Here is a 15,295-nt window from a genome sequence, read left to right as displayed (position 1 = left end):
TGAAGAGTACCAACGGATGCGCTTTTGTTTTTTGTTACAGATCAATGCTTCCTGATATAAGGTCATTTAATGGCCCTGGTTTGGCAATGCCATAGCCTTGACTGTATTCCACACCAATCTCATGAATGATGTTAAGTACGGTGTCATTCTCAACAAATTCCGCAACGGTTGTCATGCCAAGTGCTTTGGCAACCTCATTGATCGACTTCACCATGGTTTTGTCGATGTGGCTGTTAGCAATATCACGTATAAAACAGCCATCAATTTTTAATGTGGTGAAAGGTAGATTCTTCAAATAACCATAAGATGCGAAACCTGATCCGAAGTCATCGAGTGCAAGATTGAATCCTTGATCCCGTAAAGAGCGCAACAACGGCAGTGTTTTATCCATATTAACAATCGCACTGCTTTCCGTTACTTCAAAGCAGACTTTATGCGTTGGAATATTGTGCTTGGTGAAGTATTCCGTAATGGTATTCACAGTCGAGATATCGTTAATGGTTGCAGGACTTAAATTGATAGAAACACATTTCAGTGCTTCTAATTGATCCGGATGCTTTTCTAACCATTCGCAATAATTCTTTACAACCCACTGATCGATGGCTGGCATCAGGTTATAACGTTCAGCCGCCGGTAGGAATAAACCTGGTGGTAGTATTTCGTTCGCTTGATTGGTCATGCGAACCAGAATTTCATAATACTGGTCAAATCGAGGCGCGCCCGTAGGAACAATGGCCTGTTGGAACAACACAAAGTTGTTATTTTCCAGTGCATGATTGATCTCGGAAACACGGTGCATTTCTGATTTTAACGCTTGTGCCTCACCTTTAAGGTGGTCATAGATGTGGATGCTGTTTCTACCCTGATCTTTTGCAGCAAAACAAGCGGTATCAGCAAGACTCAATACATACTCTACGGAGCTGCAATCGTCATTTATGCTCACAATACCGATACTGGCACCAAGCGAAAATACGTGATCGTCCCACGAGAACTGATAGTCGCTGATGGTTTGACGCATGTTCTCGGCAAAATGGTAGCTGGTGGATTCGTCATAACCTGAGAGCACAATCGCAAACTCATCCCCACCTAAACGCGCTAAACAGGAACCGAGAGGAATCAGTGCGCTCATGGTCGTGGTTAGATCTTTCAGAAGGCTGTCACCTGCCGTGTGTCCACAGGTGTCATTGACGACTTTAAACTGGTCCAGATCAATGTAAACCACTGAAGATTGGAGCTGTTTGTTACGGTAACCCTGAATGGCATCTTCAAGTGCCACCATCAATTTGCGACGATTGAATAGGCCTGTCAGAGGATCATGTTCGGCCAGGTATTCAAGTTTAATCTGGCTTTCTTTGGATTCGGTAATGTCCAACATAGCACCGGACAAAACTTCCATGTTGATGTTTTTACTTTTCTCTTTGCGAAGATAAACCGCAGCCCAGAAGTCTTTTCCATCGACCCGACGACCTTTCAGCTCGTAGCCTTGTACTTCACCTTTATCGGCCACTATTTTCAAAATATTGACCAGATCTGTTGTGTTAAATATTTGGTCGTTTTGAATGGTTTTTCTTAGCTCATCCATATCCTGGTAGCCCAGCATATGACAAAACGCAGGGTTGGCTTCCACCAGTTCACCTTTTGTGGTGATAGTGAATACGCCTTCTAATGCATTTTGGAAAAGGTCATAAAACTTTTCCATCAGCTTGAGTGATGTTGATTGTGCTTCTTCCTGACTTTGTTTGGCTCGGTTAATTCGATTCGCCAATGAGAACGACAGCAGGAAAAGCCCAAGCAAAGCGGTGTATACCAATAGATATTCGGTAGAATCGTTCCGTGGCAGGAGGTTCAGGCGATTAAAAATCAGTAAAGTGCCACCAAACAAAAAGACGCTCCAGGATACGGCAAATAGCCTCACGCCAGGGACTTTGGTGATCCAGAAGTGAAAGCTAAGCAGGGTGATGATGAAGATCGTAAAGAGAACGATGCAAAAGGCGATGCTGATACGGGTTGAGTGATCCAGTATGAACGAGGAGAGAATAATCCAGCCGCCCAATACAGCCATTGTTAAGCATATGTAGTAATAGGTTCTGGAGAGTATCTTCAGCTGCATCGCGACGACAGGAAGCAGGGCGCTGGAAATGGTCATGATGCCAAGACAGATCGTCATCCACTTTTCGTTCCAGGTGTGAAGATCCAGACCAAGGTATTGGATCGATAAGCCGGAGGAGATACTGACGATTATCGACGTATTGATAGCAATGAAAGCAAACAGTAAGTAGGTCTTTTCGTTAACCGATAAGAACAAGAAAATATTGTAAAGGCCCAGCGCAGCTAAAATGCCAATGACCGCGAAAAGGATCGACTGACTAATTAAGCGATCTTCATAAAATGGAATTTCATTCCAGATCGTGATCGGAGCTTGAATAAATCCATCGTTTTGTAGACGTAAATACAAATTCAGTGTTTGTTTTGGCGCTAACTCGATGGGGAAAGCAAATGCAGAATCCCGAATTGGGCGAGTGTCGAAGGGGTAAATGCTGCCTGTTCGATATTGCTTGGAGTAGCTAGGGTCATCGTTGTATTGATAATAAATTTCAACGAAGTCCAACAGTGCGTAGTCAAGATGAAGGATTTTGTTAACGGCTTGGTCTTCTGCATTTCTCAGGGTTAATCGTAACCAAATATCGCCATCAACCAATGAAAAGCTGGGAACAGCCTGAGTGTTTGGTTGCCAGTGATCACTGTGTAACGCCAGAATGTCAGCGATATCAACTTCGTGTGGAACCTGATGGTATTGACTGTACAGCCCAAGATTGTCGCTATCGACGTCCTTTTTGACGGGATAGACATGGTCAGTCAATGAGCTCGATAGACTCAAAGTGCTAAATAGCAGCAACCAAAAGATCATCATGATCATGATAATGTGTTTAAACATCTTGAAAGCAGCGTTGTGCAGACACAGAGGGGCTACAGGAACGTCTTTCTGAGGGAAAATTGAGAGCATGAGATCTTTTTGATTCTTATAAAAATTATCACTAACTATATCAGTTAGCAGTGCTAGACTGAGGTTAACGCATTACGCCCTATCAGGGTAGTCTAAAAACACGGATGTTTATGTTTTAATAGGACTTTTTGTGAAAACTGATCAGTTGCTCTCGTTTCTTCCCTATCGTCTTATCTGTTTCACCGTCATAGCCCTGCTGGCTGTAGTGTTATATCAGTTTCAACCACCGTTGCTGGAGCGGGTTGCTGCGGGGTTTGATGACATCAAAACAGTTGTTCGTCAGCGAATGCATTTGGCCCCGGAGGCTCACCCCGAAGTGGTGGTCGTCACCATTGATGAACCCAGTATTAACGAATATGGACGTTGGCCCTGGGATCGAACTCTGATGGCTCAGTTGTTCAAAACTCTGCAACCGGCCTCTGTAGTGGTGTTGGATATCGTGTTTTCTGAACCGTCAAATGAAGTGTCGGATCAGACGATGATTGATCAGATCAGTGATAATCAAAATGTGATTCTTGGCTATTTTTTACGCAATGAAGCCACAGAGACTAATGATGATGAAGCGCTCGATTATCTCGAAGAGTGCTCTTATTTTGATTATCAGCTGCTGTCAGACTCGGTGAAGATACGAGAGTTTCCCTACTCAGAACTCAATATCTCTCCTGTTGCCGATGCCGCAATGACGTGTGGGGTTTTTACAACCGAACCGGATGCGGATGGCCTATATCGCCATTACCCGATTGCCTATATTCACGAAGGTTTTTTACTACCACCTATTGGGATTCAAGCGGTTAGACAGCACCTCAATCGTGAAGCCAAATTGGTTTTGGATGAAGATGGTGTTCGGTCTTTTGAGCTTGGTGATTCGAAGCTGGAAGCGCAGAACTTTATCCGAATCAATTTTACCGATCATGTGAATCAGTGGTCAGCTAAGGACGTGATTTCAGGTCAGATTGCTCCTTCTGATATAGAAGGGAAGGTCGTGATCATCGGGGTTACAGAAGTCGGCGTGTTTGATATGCGTCCAACACCCATCGATGCTGTGACGCCGGGGGTTTTCTTACACGCGATGGCCACCAGCAATCTTCTTAATGGGAATCTCCTGAAAGAATGGCCTGAGCTGGATCTATCTGGGTTGGTAGTCGGTCTATTGGTGATATTCCTGCTCAGCTTTCTTGCAAACCCGAATCTGCGAGTTAGTTTATATGTGCTGAGCATTGTTTCTGTTGCCGCTATCTCCTGGCTCTTCTATTTCAAGGCGAATGTCTGGTTACGTGAGTTTTATATGATCTCACCGATGATGGGGCTCGCAGTTGCCATTGAATTATTTTCCGCCATCAAAGTTGATCGTCAGCACCGTCAAATCAAGGGGGCGTTTTCTTCTTACGTTTCCTCTGAACTGGTAGGGGAGATTTTGAAGGACCCTGATAATTTGAAACTGGGCGGCGATGAAAAAGAGATTTCAGTGTTGTTTTCAGATCTTAGAAACTTCACCTCGATGTCTGAGAAGTTAACACCCATCGAGTTAGTTTCCTTACTGAATCAGATTTTTGACCCGATGACCGAAGCCATTCTGAAAGAAAAAGGAATGTTGGATAAGTACATTGGCGATGCCATTATGGCGATCTTCAACGCGCCTATCTCGGTCGAAGGTCATGCTGAACGGGCGGTTCAGGCGGCATTGGCGATGGTGGAAGTGAAAGAAGCGAAAAATGCCGAGTTGATTTCACAAGGGCTGCCTCCCATTGAAATCGGTATCGGGGTGAATACCGGCCCGGCCGTTGTCGGGAACATGGGCTCCCGGCTGAGATTCAGTTATACCGCCATTGGCGATGCAGTTAATCTGGCGTCTCGTTTGGAAGGTATGAACAAACCCTACGGCACGCGTATTCTAATCAGCGAGAATACCAAACAAGCCTTGGATGAGCCTTATTCAGGGTATCTATTGCGTTTGATGGATCGTATCCGGGTGGCTGGTAAGTCAGAGCCGGTCACTGTTTATGAAGTCATGACAGACTCCGAACTGAACAGAAGCTTGGCTGAAAGTTTTGATGAGGCGCTACAACTGTATTTCGATCAGCAGTTCCAACAAGCAAAAACCTGCTTTGAAGTTTTGTTCGACCGCTATCAAGACAGCGCATCAAGCTATTTTGCTGTTCGCTGCCAACAATGTATTGATGTTCCACCAAGCGAGGCTTGGGATGGCGTCACCAGCTTTAAGAAAGGTTAGTGTTGTGGTTGGATGAGGAATATGTCTGACTCGGAAAAACAAAAGGCAGTCTCTTTGACTGCCTTTGTTCGTTGTCTTTAAGTTACTGAATGCATTACTGCATCAGTTTCTGACGAGTAATTTCTGCTTGTTCTTCCAACTCTTTAAAGAGTTCATTGTAACGATCTGGCATCGGGTAGGAGGTCAGTTCATTACCAGAGATAGACACTGCGGTACCGGCTTCCATATCAAATGAATTGAGATAATCGACGAATTCTCGCTTCATGTCTTCAATGCCTTGTTGCATTTTTTCCTTCTCTTGTTGGAATTCCTGCATCATTTGCTGGCTGTACTCATCAAAACTCGCCGTTGTAACGGCTTTATAGTGCTTGAAAGAGCCTTCTATCGGATTGATCTCTACGTTCCCTTCATTGAGATAAACATCCACTTGGTTGTCTTCATCTTTGACCAGGAACTGTGTGCCTTTAACGCCAATAACCGCTGTTTTGGTTGCAACGGTGAGCCCTTTAGATTGACCGCGCTTACGAATATCAAACAACACTGTGCCTTCTTCAAGACTGAGGGATTGCAGACCTTTCAGGTGCAATGAAGATTGTTCCTGAAGCACAATGGTTGAACCATCAATCAGTTGAATCACTGCGTTCGAATTACGTTTGGTTCTGAGGATATCCTGAGCTTTTAAAATGTCACCGGATGACGCTTTGATGCCACGGACTTCACCTTGCTTGTGAAGCATGGCTTTACCATTTAACTCACGAATGGAACCTACGACCAGGTTCTCTGCAATGACCATTGGGGTAGTTTCTTCGGAGGCTGAATCGCTGGATTCCATCTGTTGGGATGGGAGTTGAGATGGCGTAGAAGCTGACTCGGTATTTAGCTCTGACGACCCTGGTGCTGACGAAGACGCCAAAGCCGGGAGAGAAATGCCGGTTAACGAGACACTGGCTAATGAAATACAAAGCGTTGTGATTCCAATAAACGATTTATACATTGAGGTCTTCCTGACGAGATCAAATTCACTACCAAGTCTAGCTTAGCCAACCTTATAGGTCAGCTATCTAGAGCCAAAAAAATAGAATTCGATCCAGCAGTATTGCCAGGAACAGCCCAAGTAAATAGACGATGGAATACTTAAAGAGTTTCTGCGCTAAGGTCATGGACTTTTCTTTGTATAAGCGCCAAGCCAAGCTCATGAATTTTATGTTGAGGTAGCTAACTGAGACTAAATACAACCAGGAAGAGAATTGGCTCAGCCACGGTAAAGCGGTCACAATCACCAGTAGCACGGAGTAGAGCAGAATGTGTAAGCGAGTAAATGCTTGGCCGTGAGTCACGGGTAACATAGGGACTTCCGCTTTTTGATAATCCTTCACCCGATACAGTGCCAATGCCCAGAAGTGAGGGGGTGTCCAGGCAAAGATGATTAAAACAAGCAAGAGTGCATGGGCAGAGATGTTCGGCGAAATGGCTGTCCAACCTAATAGTGGTGGAAGCGCGCCAGCAATCCCGCCGATGGTAATGTTCTGAGGCGTTATGGGCTTTAATACCAAGGTATACAATACGGCGTAGCCTAACGTCGCGAATAGCGTGAGATACAAGCAGAGTAGATTCACTTGCAGTAAACATCCGCTGCCAATAATGAGTAACGCCGACGCAAACAGTAATGCCTGTTTGCTGGCGATCTGACCTTGAGCTACTGGCCGACGTTGGGTGCGTTGCATTTTTTGGTCCCGCCACTTATCCACAACGTGATTGACGACGGCAGAGGATGCCGCGCACAAACTGATGCCAACCGATGCCAGAATCATTTGACCCACTTGATGGAAGGTTGGGATTCCCGGCAAAGCCAGCAACATTCCTACCCATGCGGTAATGAGCATGACGAACACTACTTTCGGTTTACACAGCTCCAAATACTGAGGAGCAATAAGGGCTATGTTCCTAGGAGTTACTTGGGATAGCGTTGCCATCTACAACCTCCTGACTCTTTCCAATTGATGATGTGGTTGAATGACTTGATTTGAGAGGGTCTTCAACTGTAATCGGTACCTGAATGACAAAATGAAGCGTCGTAATAAACGACCCGAACAGTAACGCTGCTACCAGGTTATGTGCCAAGGCAATAGGCAAAGGTAACAGCCATACTGCCGATAAAATTCCGAGACCGATTTGTAGACCTAGCAGTGAGGCAACAGCCAGGGTCAAAGGCTTTCGTAAGGAGTGTTGGCTTCGCATTAATAGGATTAAGAATACGCTCAGCAACACTGTGGTGATCATGGCACCGATTCGATGGAACACTTGAATGGACACTCGGGTTTGAGCATCGGTACGTCCGTGCAAAAACGAGAGGTCATCGTATGTGGGAATACTGAAGGCTTTCTCTAACGAGGTGTGTTCCAGCCATTGATTCTGGCAGGTTGGAAAGTCCGGGCAGGCCAGTCCTGCATAATTACTGCTCGTCCAGGCACCCAGAGAGATCTGAGCAACCAACACGATAAACACCAATAGACCGAATGTGTGCAGTCGTTTGAGTGGGGGCTTGGTAGGAATTTTAGATGTACTTGATGTTTCTGGGACGTTAGTGGATCGCGAGGGAATCAAGGTTAACCTTAACCAAATCAGTAAGCCAAAGGTCATGAAACCACCGAGCAAGTGCAAGGTGACTACCGGCGGCCACAGTTTTAAGGTTACTGTCCACATGCCAAAGGCCGCCTGAAGAATCACGATGAGGCTGAGTGCTGTGGTGATGAATCGCACCCTGGGAATGGAAGGTTTTTTTGAGCGATATCCAAGCCAGGTCAGTGTGAAAATAATCAGCCCCAAACTGCCTGCTGCATAACGATGTACCATTTCCATCCAGGCTTGATGGCGTACTACTGGCGTTTCCGGGTACAAGGATTCTGCAATTTCTATGTGCTCGGAATGATTGGGCGGGGTCAGAAAGCCGTAACATCCAGGCCAGTCAGGGCAGCCGAGGCCTGCGTCCAATAATCGAGTCAGTGCGCCGAGTCCGATGACTATGAAAACCAGGACTAAGGCAATGTTAGTTAATCGAATCATGTAAGCGCCTCCTTAGCCTAACTTGCTGTATTTCAGTAGTCGTTTGAGATCTTGATAGATGGCTCGTTGATCGGAAGATGAGTCATATACCATGATCAGTTGATGGTTTGGATCGACAATGCCTGTCATTTCGGTTGCCTGAACGGCTTGCAAAGGGGAGGCCGGGAGACAGAGGTAACCCGAAGTGACGCGGTGAGATTCTCGCCCAAGTGCTTTAATGATTTGTTCGTTCTCATGTTGCATCGATGTCGGTGATGCTGAAACAGGGGGCGTATTAGGATTGTTTTTACATTCGGCTTTAATGTCTATTTGAACGAGTTGCCAAGAGCTTTGTTCAGATACCCTATTCTGGTTTTCCGGATGTTGAAGAGGTTGCTTGGCATTTACCGGCAGTGGCGGTGTGATGAGCTGACCATGATGGGTGGTCTCCAGCGAAAAAGAGTCGGGCGGCCAAAAAAACAGCACAAACGCCGAGAGCAAAGGCACTAACGCGCAACTAAAAATAGTGACTAAGGTTAACCAGGAAGACCACTTGGTTCTCTCAATTGTCATTGTGTTCTCCTTGCATTTCCTTGTTATGTAATTGTTGTTATTAATTCGCTTGTATTAACACGTTGTTATTGTTTTGGCGGATGTTGACTCGATATCGTGATAGAACTGCTGAGTAAGATGACAAAGGCGACAATCGCCACGGAAAACCATTGCATGGCATAACCCAGGTGGCGTCTTGGGCTCATTTCCAATTGATTGTTTTGATCTTGCCAATGCTCGGTGGTTAATACGCCATTGCCTGATGTGGCACGAAAGTATTGTCTCGGTAATGCCAGTGTTTCTTGCACCTCGGGGTTTAATGCCTGGATGCGATACACGGACGGCAAAATGTGCTCGATGTTTGCCGTTGGAATTCGGGTTGACCAAGTATCAGGGAAAACTTCAAGTTGGATCTTGGACGACGTTGGCTTGGGGATGTCTGGCAGTTCGTGACGGTCGGCTGTTGCAGCGATCCAACCTCTATTGATCAGCCGTAGTGTGGTGCGATTTGCTGATTCTTTGGTTTCAAAGACGTCGATGACTTCATAGCCCACTTTCCCCAGGTAGGTCTTATTATCGAGATACAGTCGGGGGCCAATAAAGTGACCCGTGATATTGAGCGGTGTTGTATGAGATTGCTTTTCTTCGATCTGAGATTCTTTTTGTTTCATGCGATCCAGTTGCCAGAAGCCAAGAGAAATTGCCAGGGCGATGATGATCGACATGATGCACCAGAATGCCGGGATCACTCTAAGATGCCAAATATGGCCAAAAGCATTACACTCAAATAACAGGCCGCGCTTTTCAACGTCAGTGCGCTCAGGGTGTTCTTGAGTACGAACGGAGTCGGAATCTATGATCTTCAAATTCATTATTGTTGTTATGCTCCTTGCTGTTGTGATCAGTCTCTTCTGGTCCTTTTGGCATTTAATTCGCCACCCTCAGCCAGGGAATAAAGTACTCAAAGGGCTGGCCCTTCGAGTACTGTTAAGTGCGATTACCTTGTTGCTTATCTTCCTCTATCTTGGATATCAAACCGGTCATCATTGGTGATCCGGTGGTTTCATTTCAGTTATAGCTTCGTTTATCTGTTCACGCTGTTCAGAGCGCATTGTTCAAAGTGCATGGTTCAAAGTGCATTATTCAGCGAGTGTTGCTCAGCGCTCATCGTCTAAAGCACATACACGAAGGTAAATAACAACAGCCATACCACGTCTACAAAATGCCAATACCAAGCGGAGGCTTCAAAGCCGAAATGCTTCTCTTTGGTAAAGTGACCTTTCAGAATTCGAATCAGAACTACCGTCAACATAATGGTGCCAATAGTGACATGGGCGCCGTGAAATCCTGTCAGCATGAAGAAGGTAGAACCATAAATCCCTGAGGACAATGTTAACTGTAGCTCATGGTAGGCATGACGATACTCATACAGCTGAAAGCTAAGGAAAATGACACCTAGGGCGACAGTGAGTGCTAACCATTGGGCACAGCGCGTGCGTTTGTTTTCTTTCAATGCATGGTGTGCCAACGTAACCGTAAAACTGGATGTCACCAGAATGACCGTATTCAGAAAGGGAATTTGCCACGCTGGAATGGTGCCACTTGGCCCAGGAAAGAGTTCCGGATCAGGGTTGGACAGTAATGGCCAATGAGCGCTGAAGCCTTCCCATAGTTGATTGCTAATGCCTTTTTCTCCTTCGCCACCGAGCCAGGGAACAGCCAGTACGCGTGCGTAGAAGAGGGCACCGAAAAAGGCGGCAAAGAACATTACTTCAGAGAAAATAAACCATGCCATACCAAATCGGAAGGAGCGATCCAGTTGTAATGAATACAAACCTTGTCGGCTTTCCTGAATTACGTTCGAGAACCATCCGTAAATCATGTAGACGGTTAAGCCAAGGCCGGTCAGCATAATCCAGCTGGGTATGGAACTCATCCCGCCGACTTGAGAATTGTGCAGAATGGATGCCAGACCGAAGAGCAATGAAAAGACAGCGACGGTGGCGATGATGGGCCATTTACTCTGATGGGGCACATAGTAATGGGGCGGATGCGTTGGATTAGGTGTTTGGCTCATGGTTGCCTCCCGTAATCATGTCTTTTGCATCAGGGGTGTCTGAAGCGACGTGTGCTTGTTGATTCTTTGCATCTGTTTCCACTGGATACAAAGAATATGAAAAAGTGACTTTATGAATGTGTTCAGGTAATTCATCTGAAACGGAAAAGGTCAGTCCCATTTCCCGTTGTTGTCCGGCTGCCAATGTTTGCTGTTGAAAACAAAAACATTCCATCTTGGTGACATAGATAGCGGCTTCTGCAGGGGAAATGCTGGGAATTGCCTGCAAAAATAATTCTTTGTCGGTGGCGTTTCGGGCAATGTAGGCCGTGGTAACGGCTTGATTGACCTTGGTACTCATCGTCACTGACTTAGGATAGAAGTCGCCTGAGAAACCGGATTGCGGTTGGGCAATGAACTGTACCTGGATACTTCTTGCTGGCGTCTCTTGTTGTGGTGCTTTGATTGTGGCTGATTGTTTTACGGAGGGAGGTATATCCTCCGTAGCAGTAGCCGTTTTTCGTTCAAACCCTTTACCGTTTATGCCGGTAATATCACAGAAAACGTCATAGAGCGGGACTAACGCAAACCCAAACCCAAACATCAAAACCGCCGCACCAACCAGCTTGGCTGGTAAGTGCTTCACCTGGGTGGTTTGCGGTTGTTCTGTATTTTTGTTCATGGTTAATCAACCTTCGGTGGTTGCTCAAAGGTATGCAAAGGGGCTGGCGATGGCACTGTCCACTCCAGACCTTCGGCACCTTCCCACGGTTTTTGCGGTGCCGGCTCGCCTTTGCCTCGTGCACACTGAATCACAATGTAGAGGAATAGCAGCTGCGTGGTGCCAAACAGAAATGCACCTAAGCTGGTAATCATATTGAAATCAGCAAATTGCAACGCATAGTCCGGGATACGTCTTGGCATACCCGCTAAGCCGAGGAAATGCATCGGGAAGAAGGTAAGATTCAAGCCAATGAACGACAACCAGAAATGAACTTTGGCTAAGCCTTCGTTGTACATGTAGCCGGACCACTTGGGAATCCAGAAATAAGTCGCGGCTATGATTCCGAAGATTGCCCCTGGCACCAGCACGTAATGAAAGTGAGCTACCACAAAGTAGGTATCGTGATATTGGAAGTCTGCTGGCGCAATCGATAGCATTAAGCCGGAAAGCCCGCCAATGGTGAAGAGCACGACGAAAGCCACGGAGAACAGCATGGGCGCTTCGAATGTCATGGACCCTTTGAACATGGTGGAGACCCAGTTAAAGACCTTCACGCCGGTAGGGACGGCAATCAGCATCGTGGAATACATGAAAAAGAGTTCAGCAGCGGCCGGGAGTCCGACGGTGAACATGTGGTGTGCCCAAACAATGAAGGAGAGGATGGCAATAGAGGCTGTGGCATAAACCATCGAGTGGTAGCCAAACAGTTTCTTGCGTGCGAACGCCGGAATGATCTGAGACACCACACCAAAGGCCGGTAGAATCATGATGTACACTTCCGGGTGACCAAAGAACCAGAACACGTGTTGGAACATCACCGGATCGCCACCACCTGCCGCGTTAAAGAAGCTGGTGCCAAAGTGAATGTCCATCAGCATCATGGTGACGCAGCCTGCCAAAACCGGCATCACGGCAATCAATAAGAAAGCGGTAATTAACCAGGTCCAGACAAACATTGGCATTTTCATTAAGGTCATGCCAGGTGCGCGCATGTTCAACACTGTGGTAATGATGTTGATTGCACCCATGATGGAGGACAGCCCCATCAGGTGAACACCAAAGATGAAAAAGGTCGTGCTGGGTGGTGCGTAGGTCGTGGATAACGGTGCGTAGAAGGTCCAGCCAAAGTTAGGGCCGCCGCCGTCCATGAACAAGCTGGATAACAACATGGTGAAAGCAAATGGCATGATCCAGAAGCTCCAGTTGTTCATCCGGGGCAGAGCCATATCCGGTGCCCCGATCATCAATGGCACCATCCAGTTAGCTAGCCCGACAAAAGCCGGCATGACCACACCAAACACCATGATCAAACCGTGCATGGTGGTCATCTGATTAAAAAATTCCGGTTGAATGAACTGCAGTCCGGGCTGGAAGAGTTCCGCCCGAATGACAAAGGCCATCCCGCCGCCAATGAAAAGCATGACAAAACTGAAGATGAGATACAGCGTGCCAATATCTTTATGGTTAGTCGTGAACAACCATCGGCCGAGCCCTTTGGCATGCGGCTCGTGGTGATCCAGGGTGTCGCTGCTGGTAATGGTATCGCTCATATCAATTCCTCCCTGAATGGATTAACGCAGCTCTGCAACGTCGGATGGTTGTACCGTGTCGCCACTGTTCTGGCCCCAGGCATTTCGTTCGTAGGTCACAACGGATGCGATCTCGGAATCTGAAAGTTGTGCTGCGTAAGAGGCCATTGCTGTACCAGTTCGGCCATGAAGGACCACTCGGATGTGTTCGGCAATGTCGCCTTTGATAATGGCGCTGCCTTTAAGTGCCGGGAAGACTGGCGGTAACCCTTCACCTGTTGGCTGGTGACATGCCTGACAGTTCTTCTCATACACTTGCTGACCTTTGGTAACCAACTCGTTGAGGTCCCAGGTTTGTTCGGCTTCCGCCGCCGCTTTGGCTAGCTCTAATCGACGCTGTTCTTTCTTCTCATTCAGCCAGTCCTGATACTCTGATTCCTCAACGGCTTTGACCACAATAGGCATGAAACCGTGGTCTTTGCCGCAAAGTTCGGCACATTGGCCGCGATAGGTGCCAGGCTCTTTAATGTAAGTCCAGCTTTCGTTGATGAAGCCAGGAATCGCATCTTTCTTAACCGCCAGTTCAGGGACCCACCAGGCATGGATAACGTCGTTGGAGGTCAGCAGAAAACGGATTTTCTTATGAATGGGAACCACCAGAGGCTCATCGACTTCTAACAAGTAGTGTTCGCCTTTGGTTGCTTGGTTGTTGATTTGGTCTCTGGGGGTGGCGAGGACAGAAAAGTAATCAATGTCTTCACCGATGAATTGATAGCGCCATTTCCACTGATACCCGGTGACCTGAATATCAATGTCGGAATCATCACTGTTGTACATGGCAAAAACGCCTTGCGTCGCAGGAATGGCCATCACTACCAAAATCAGGAGTGGAATGGCTGTCCATATGATCTCGACAGTGGTGCTTTCATGAAAATTAGCCGGTTGATGGCCTTTGGATTTTCGGTGGTGAATAATCGACCAGAACATCCCCCCGAAGACAATGACAGCGATCACCACACAGATATAAAAAATAATCATGTGGAGGTCATAGACCGTTTCACTGATTGGGGTTATGCCCTTCGGCATATTTACTTCCCACTCGGCGTGAACAGCCCAAGACATAAGAAGTAAACTGGCAATAACGGCAAGTTGTTTCGTCACTCGGACAAATGCTGACAGCATAGGTATCTCCCTGATCCCAGTTAATCAGCTCTTCCTTGAATCTGGCGGCTGCCTGTCCTGCATGCCCATTCAGCCCAAAAGTCCATTTACATTTTTGTGCTTATTTTTTAAACAGTATAGACAGGGGTTAAAGATTGACAAATATCAATAAAATTTAACTTTTTAGATTAATGGATATTTGAATATCTTTATGAAATTAAAGGAGTTATTCTGTTTTTTGTTGGTTTAGTTTATTTTCTTTGGAGGATTTAGTGTGAATTATTCAGTTAAGTTAGCTAACGTTAATAAGTTATGCTTGTCTTGTTTTTATACAGTGTTTGGAGTGCTTTTACTCACTTTGATCTGGGGCTCAGGCATAGCTCATGCTGGTAAAGTGTATTACGAAAAAGCGCCATTGACGGGTTCCAGTCCTGGTGTTGTTAAGCAATATGAGGTTAAGAAAGGCCCGGTAGGAGAGTCGCAGTTTAAGGAAGCTGAAAAGTTTCGATTAGAGAAGGACTATCGACGGGCTGAAACATACTATACCCAGTCCGCTGAGTTGGGCTATGGAATGGCGCATTTCAGGTTAGGGCAGATGTATGCAACAGGTAGAGGCAGTGTGCGAAGCTTGGTAGAAGCGCACATGCATTACAACTTGGCGTCTTACCTGGGTGTCAATGAAGCCCGAACCGCTATGCTGGTACTTGAAGATCAAATGACCGAAGATCAGGTTGAACAAGCCATGCGCCGAGCCGTTCGATATCGAGAACGACATAACCTCTGATCATCCTGTAAGTTTCTGTAGATTATAAGTACTTTTGTAGATTATAAATAATTCTGTAGTTAGCCGTGATTAGGTCTAATGTGATTAAAACTGGACTAAACTGAACTGATGTCGGTTTAGCTCAAATTGAATTAATTTAATTTGAATCTCATAGCTCATGCTTAACAGTCCTGGAACGAACTGCCCAACCATAATTGAGATACTGCTTCAAGA

At 46.3% G+C, this 15,295-nt stretch carries 13 protein-coding genes; 3 read left to right on the top strand and 10 right to left on the bottom strand.

Annotation, left to right across the window (positions count from 1 at the left end; translation table 11 throughout):
* Nucleotides 1-34: 34 nt before the first annotated feature.
* On the bottom strand, nucleotides 35-3,004 hold the full coding sequence (locus tag QQL66_RS07440) for an EAL domain-containing protein (protein ID WP_284380441.1): 2,970 nt from the start codon (nucleotides 3,002-3,004) through the stop codon (nucleotides 35-37).
* 130 nt (nucleotides 3,005-3,134) lie between these two features.
* Between QQL66_RS07440 and QQL66_RS07435 the strand changes: the two genes are divergently transcribed.
* Complete coding sequence (locus QQL66_RS07435; protein WP_284380439.1) at nucleotides 3,135-5,234, top strand: CHASE2 domain-containing protein; 2,100 nt, start codon at nucleotides 3,135-3,137, stop codon at nucleotides 5,232-5,234.
* Nucleotides 5,235-5,328: 94 nt separating this feature from the next.
* On the opposite strand, the gene QQL66_RS07430 is transcribed toward QQL66_RS07435, so the two are convergent.
* The 5 genes from QQL66_RS07430 to QQL66_RS07410 all read right to left on the bottom strand — a co-directional run bounded on the left by QQL66_RS07430 (nucleotide 5,329) and on the right by QQL66_RS07410 (nucleotide 9,700).
* On the bottom strand, nucleotides 5,329-6,228 hold the full coding sequence (locus QQL66_RS07430; protein ID WP_284380438.1) for a FecR family protein: 900 nt from the start codon (nucleotides 6,226-6,228) through the stop codon (nucleotides 5,329-5,331).
* Nucleotides 6,229-6,295: 67 nt separating this feature from the next.
* Nucleotides 6,296-7,207 (bottom strand): heme o synthase, encoded by a 912-nt coding sequence (gene cyoE / locus QQL66_RS07425; protein ID WP_284380436.1) that lies wholly within the window; start codon nucleotides 7,205-7,207, stop codon nucleotides 6,296-6,298.
* Nucleotides 7,179-8,297 carry a COX15/CtaA family protein gene (locus tag QQL66_RS07420; RefSeq protein ID WP_284380435.1) on the bottom strand — a complete coding sequence of 373 codons (1,119 nt, stop codon included), beginning with the start codon at nucleotides 8,295-8,297 and terminating at the stop codon, nucleotides 7,179-7,181. The genes cyoE and QQL66_RS07420 overlap by 29 nt, the downstream gene beginning before the upstream one ends.
* Before the next feature lie 12 nt (nucleotides 8,298-8,309).
* On the bottom strand, nucleotides 8,310-8,849 hold the full coding sequence (locus QQL66_RS07415) for a hypothetical protein (RefSeq protein ID WP_284380434.1): 540 nt from the start codon (nucleotides 8,847-8,849) through the stop codon (nucleotides 8,310-8,312).
* 65 nt (nucleotides 8,850-8,914) lie between these two features.
* Nucleotides 8,915-9,700, bottom strand: coding sequence for an SURF1 family protein (locus QQL66_RS07410; RefSeq protein WP_284380433.1), 786 nt, complete (start codon nucleotides 9,698-9,700; stop codon nucleotides 8,915-8,917).
* On the opposite strand from QQL66_RS07410, the gene QQL66_RS07405 reads away from it, so the two are divergent.
* Complete coding sequence (locus tag QQL66_RS07405) at nucleotides 9,684-9,881, top strand: DUF2909 domain-containing protein (RefSeq protein ID WP_284380431.1); 198 nt, start codon at nucleotides 9,684-9,686, stop codon at nucleotides 9,879-9,881. The genes QQL66_RS07410 and QQL66_RS07405 overlap by 17 nt on opposite strands.
* A 118-nt stretch (nucleotides 9,882-9,999) precedes the next feature.
* Here QQL66_RS07405 and QQL66_RS07400 read toward each other — a convergent pair whose 3' ends face one another.
* Genes QQL66_RS07400 through coxB form a run of 4 tightly spaced genes read right to left on the bottom strand, consistent with a single transcriptional unit; the run spans nucleotide 10,000 to nucleotide 14,319 of the window.
* Nucleotides 10,000-10,905, bottom strand: coding sequence for a cytochrome c oxidase subunit 3 (locus tag QQL66_RS07400; protein WP_284380429.1), 906 nt, complete (start codon nucleotides 10,903-10,905; stop codon nucleotides 10,000-10,002).
* A complete protein-coding gene (locus tag QQL66_RS07395) occupies nucleotides 10,889-11,566 on the bottom strand; it encodes a cytochrome c oxidase assembly protein (RefSeq protein ID WP_284380428.1) in 678 nt (225 codons plus the stop codon). The genes QQL66_RS07400 and QQL66_RS07395 overlap by 17 nt, the downstream gene beginning before the upstream one ends.
* Before the next feature lie 2 nt (nucleotides 11,567-11,568).
* The gene (ctaD, locus tag QQL66_RS07390; protein WP_284380427.1) at nucleotides 11,569-13,158 is read right to left on the bottom strand and encodes a cytochrome c oxidase subunit I; all 1,590 of its coding nucleotides are present in this window, start codon (nucleotides 13,156-13,158) and stop codon (nucleotides 11,569-11,571) included.
* Between the two features lie 21 nt (nucleotides 13,159-13,179).
* On the bottom strand, nucleotides 13,180-14,319 hold the full coding sequence (coxB, locus tag QQL66_RS07385) for a cytochrome c oxidase subunit II (RefSeq protein WP_284380425.1): 1,140 nt from the start codon (nucleotides 14,317-14,319) through the stop codon (nucleotides 13,180-13,182).
* Nucleotides 14,320-14,572: 253 nt separating this feature from the next.
* Here coxB and QQL66_RS07380 point away from each other — a divergent pair, with 253 nt between their 5' ends.
* Nucleotides 14,573-15,082: a tetratricopeptide repeat protein gene (locus QQL66_RS07380; RefSeq protein ID WP_284380424.1), complete on the top strand. Its 510-nt coding sequence runs from the start codon at nucleotides 14,573-14,575 to the stop codon at nucleotides 15,080-15,082.
* The last annotated feature ends 213 nt before the right edge of the window (nucleotides 15,083-15,295 follow it).

The organism is Litoribrevibacter albus, from assembly GCF_030159995.1.
In the GTDB taxonomy this organism is placed as follows: Bacteria; Pseudomonadota; Gammaproteobacteria; order Pseudomonadales; family Litoribrevibacteraceae; genus Litoribrevibacter; species Litoribrevibacter albus.
Note: the sequence above shows the minus strand (reverse complement) of the source record. Positions and strands in the feature narration are given on the sequence as shown.

Bases quoted from the DNA above. Each gene is read 5' to 3' on its own strand.
- QQL66_RS07440 (WP_284380441.1), bottom strand. From the start codon at position 3,004: ATGCTCTCAATTTTCCCTCAGAAAGACGTTCCTGTAGCCCCTCTGTGT.
- QQL66_RS07430 (WP_284380438.1), bottom strand. From the start codon at position 6,228: ATGTATAAATCGTTTATTGGAATCACAACGCTTTGTATTTCATTAGCC.
- cyoE (WP_284380436.1), bottom strand. From the start codon at position 7,207: ATGGCAACGCTATCCCAAGTAACTCCTAGGAACATAGCCCTTATTGCT.
- QQL66_RS07420 (WP_284380435.1), bottom strand. From the start codon at position 8,297: ATGATTCGATTAACTAACATTGCCTTAGTCCTGGTTTTCATAGTCATC.
- QQL66_RS07415 (WP_284380434.1), bottom strand. From the start codon at position 8,849: ATGACAATTGAGAGAACCAAGTGGTCTTCCTGGTTAACCTTAGTCACT.
- QQL66_RS07405 (WP_284380431.1), top strand. From the start codon at position 9,684: ATGATCTTCAAATTCATTATTGTTGTTATGCTCCTTGCTGTTGTGATC.
- QQL66_RS07410 (WP_284380433.1), bottom strand. From the start codon at position 9,700: ATGAATTTGAAGATCATAGATTCCGACTCCGTTCGTACTCAAGAACAC.
- QQL66_RS07400 (WP_284380429.1), bottom strand. From the start codon at position 10,905: ATGAGCCAAACACCTAATCCAACGCATCCGCCCCATTACTATGTGCCC.
- QQL66_RS07395 (WP_284380428.1), bottom strand. From the start codon at position 11,566: ATGAACAAAAATACAGAACAACCGCAAACCACCCAGGTGAAGCACTTA.
- ctaD (WP_284380427.1), bottom strand. From the start codon at position 13,158: ATGAGCGATACCATTACCAGCAGCGACACCCTGGATCACCACGAGCCG.
- coxB (WP_284380425.1), bottom strand. From the start codon at position 14,319: ATGCTGTCAGCATTTGTCCGAGTGACGAAACAACTTGCCGTTATTGCC.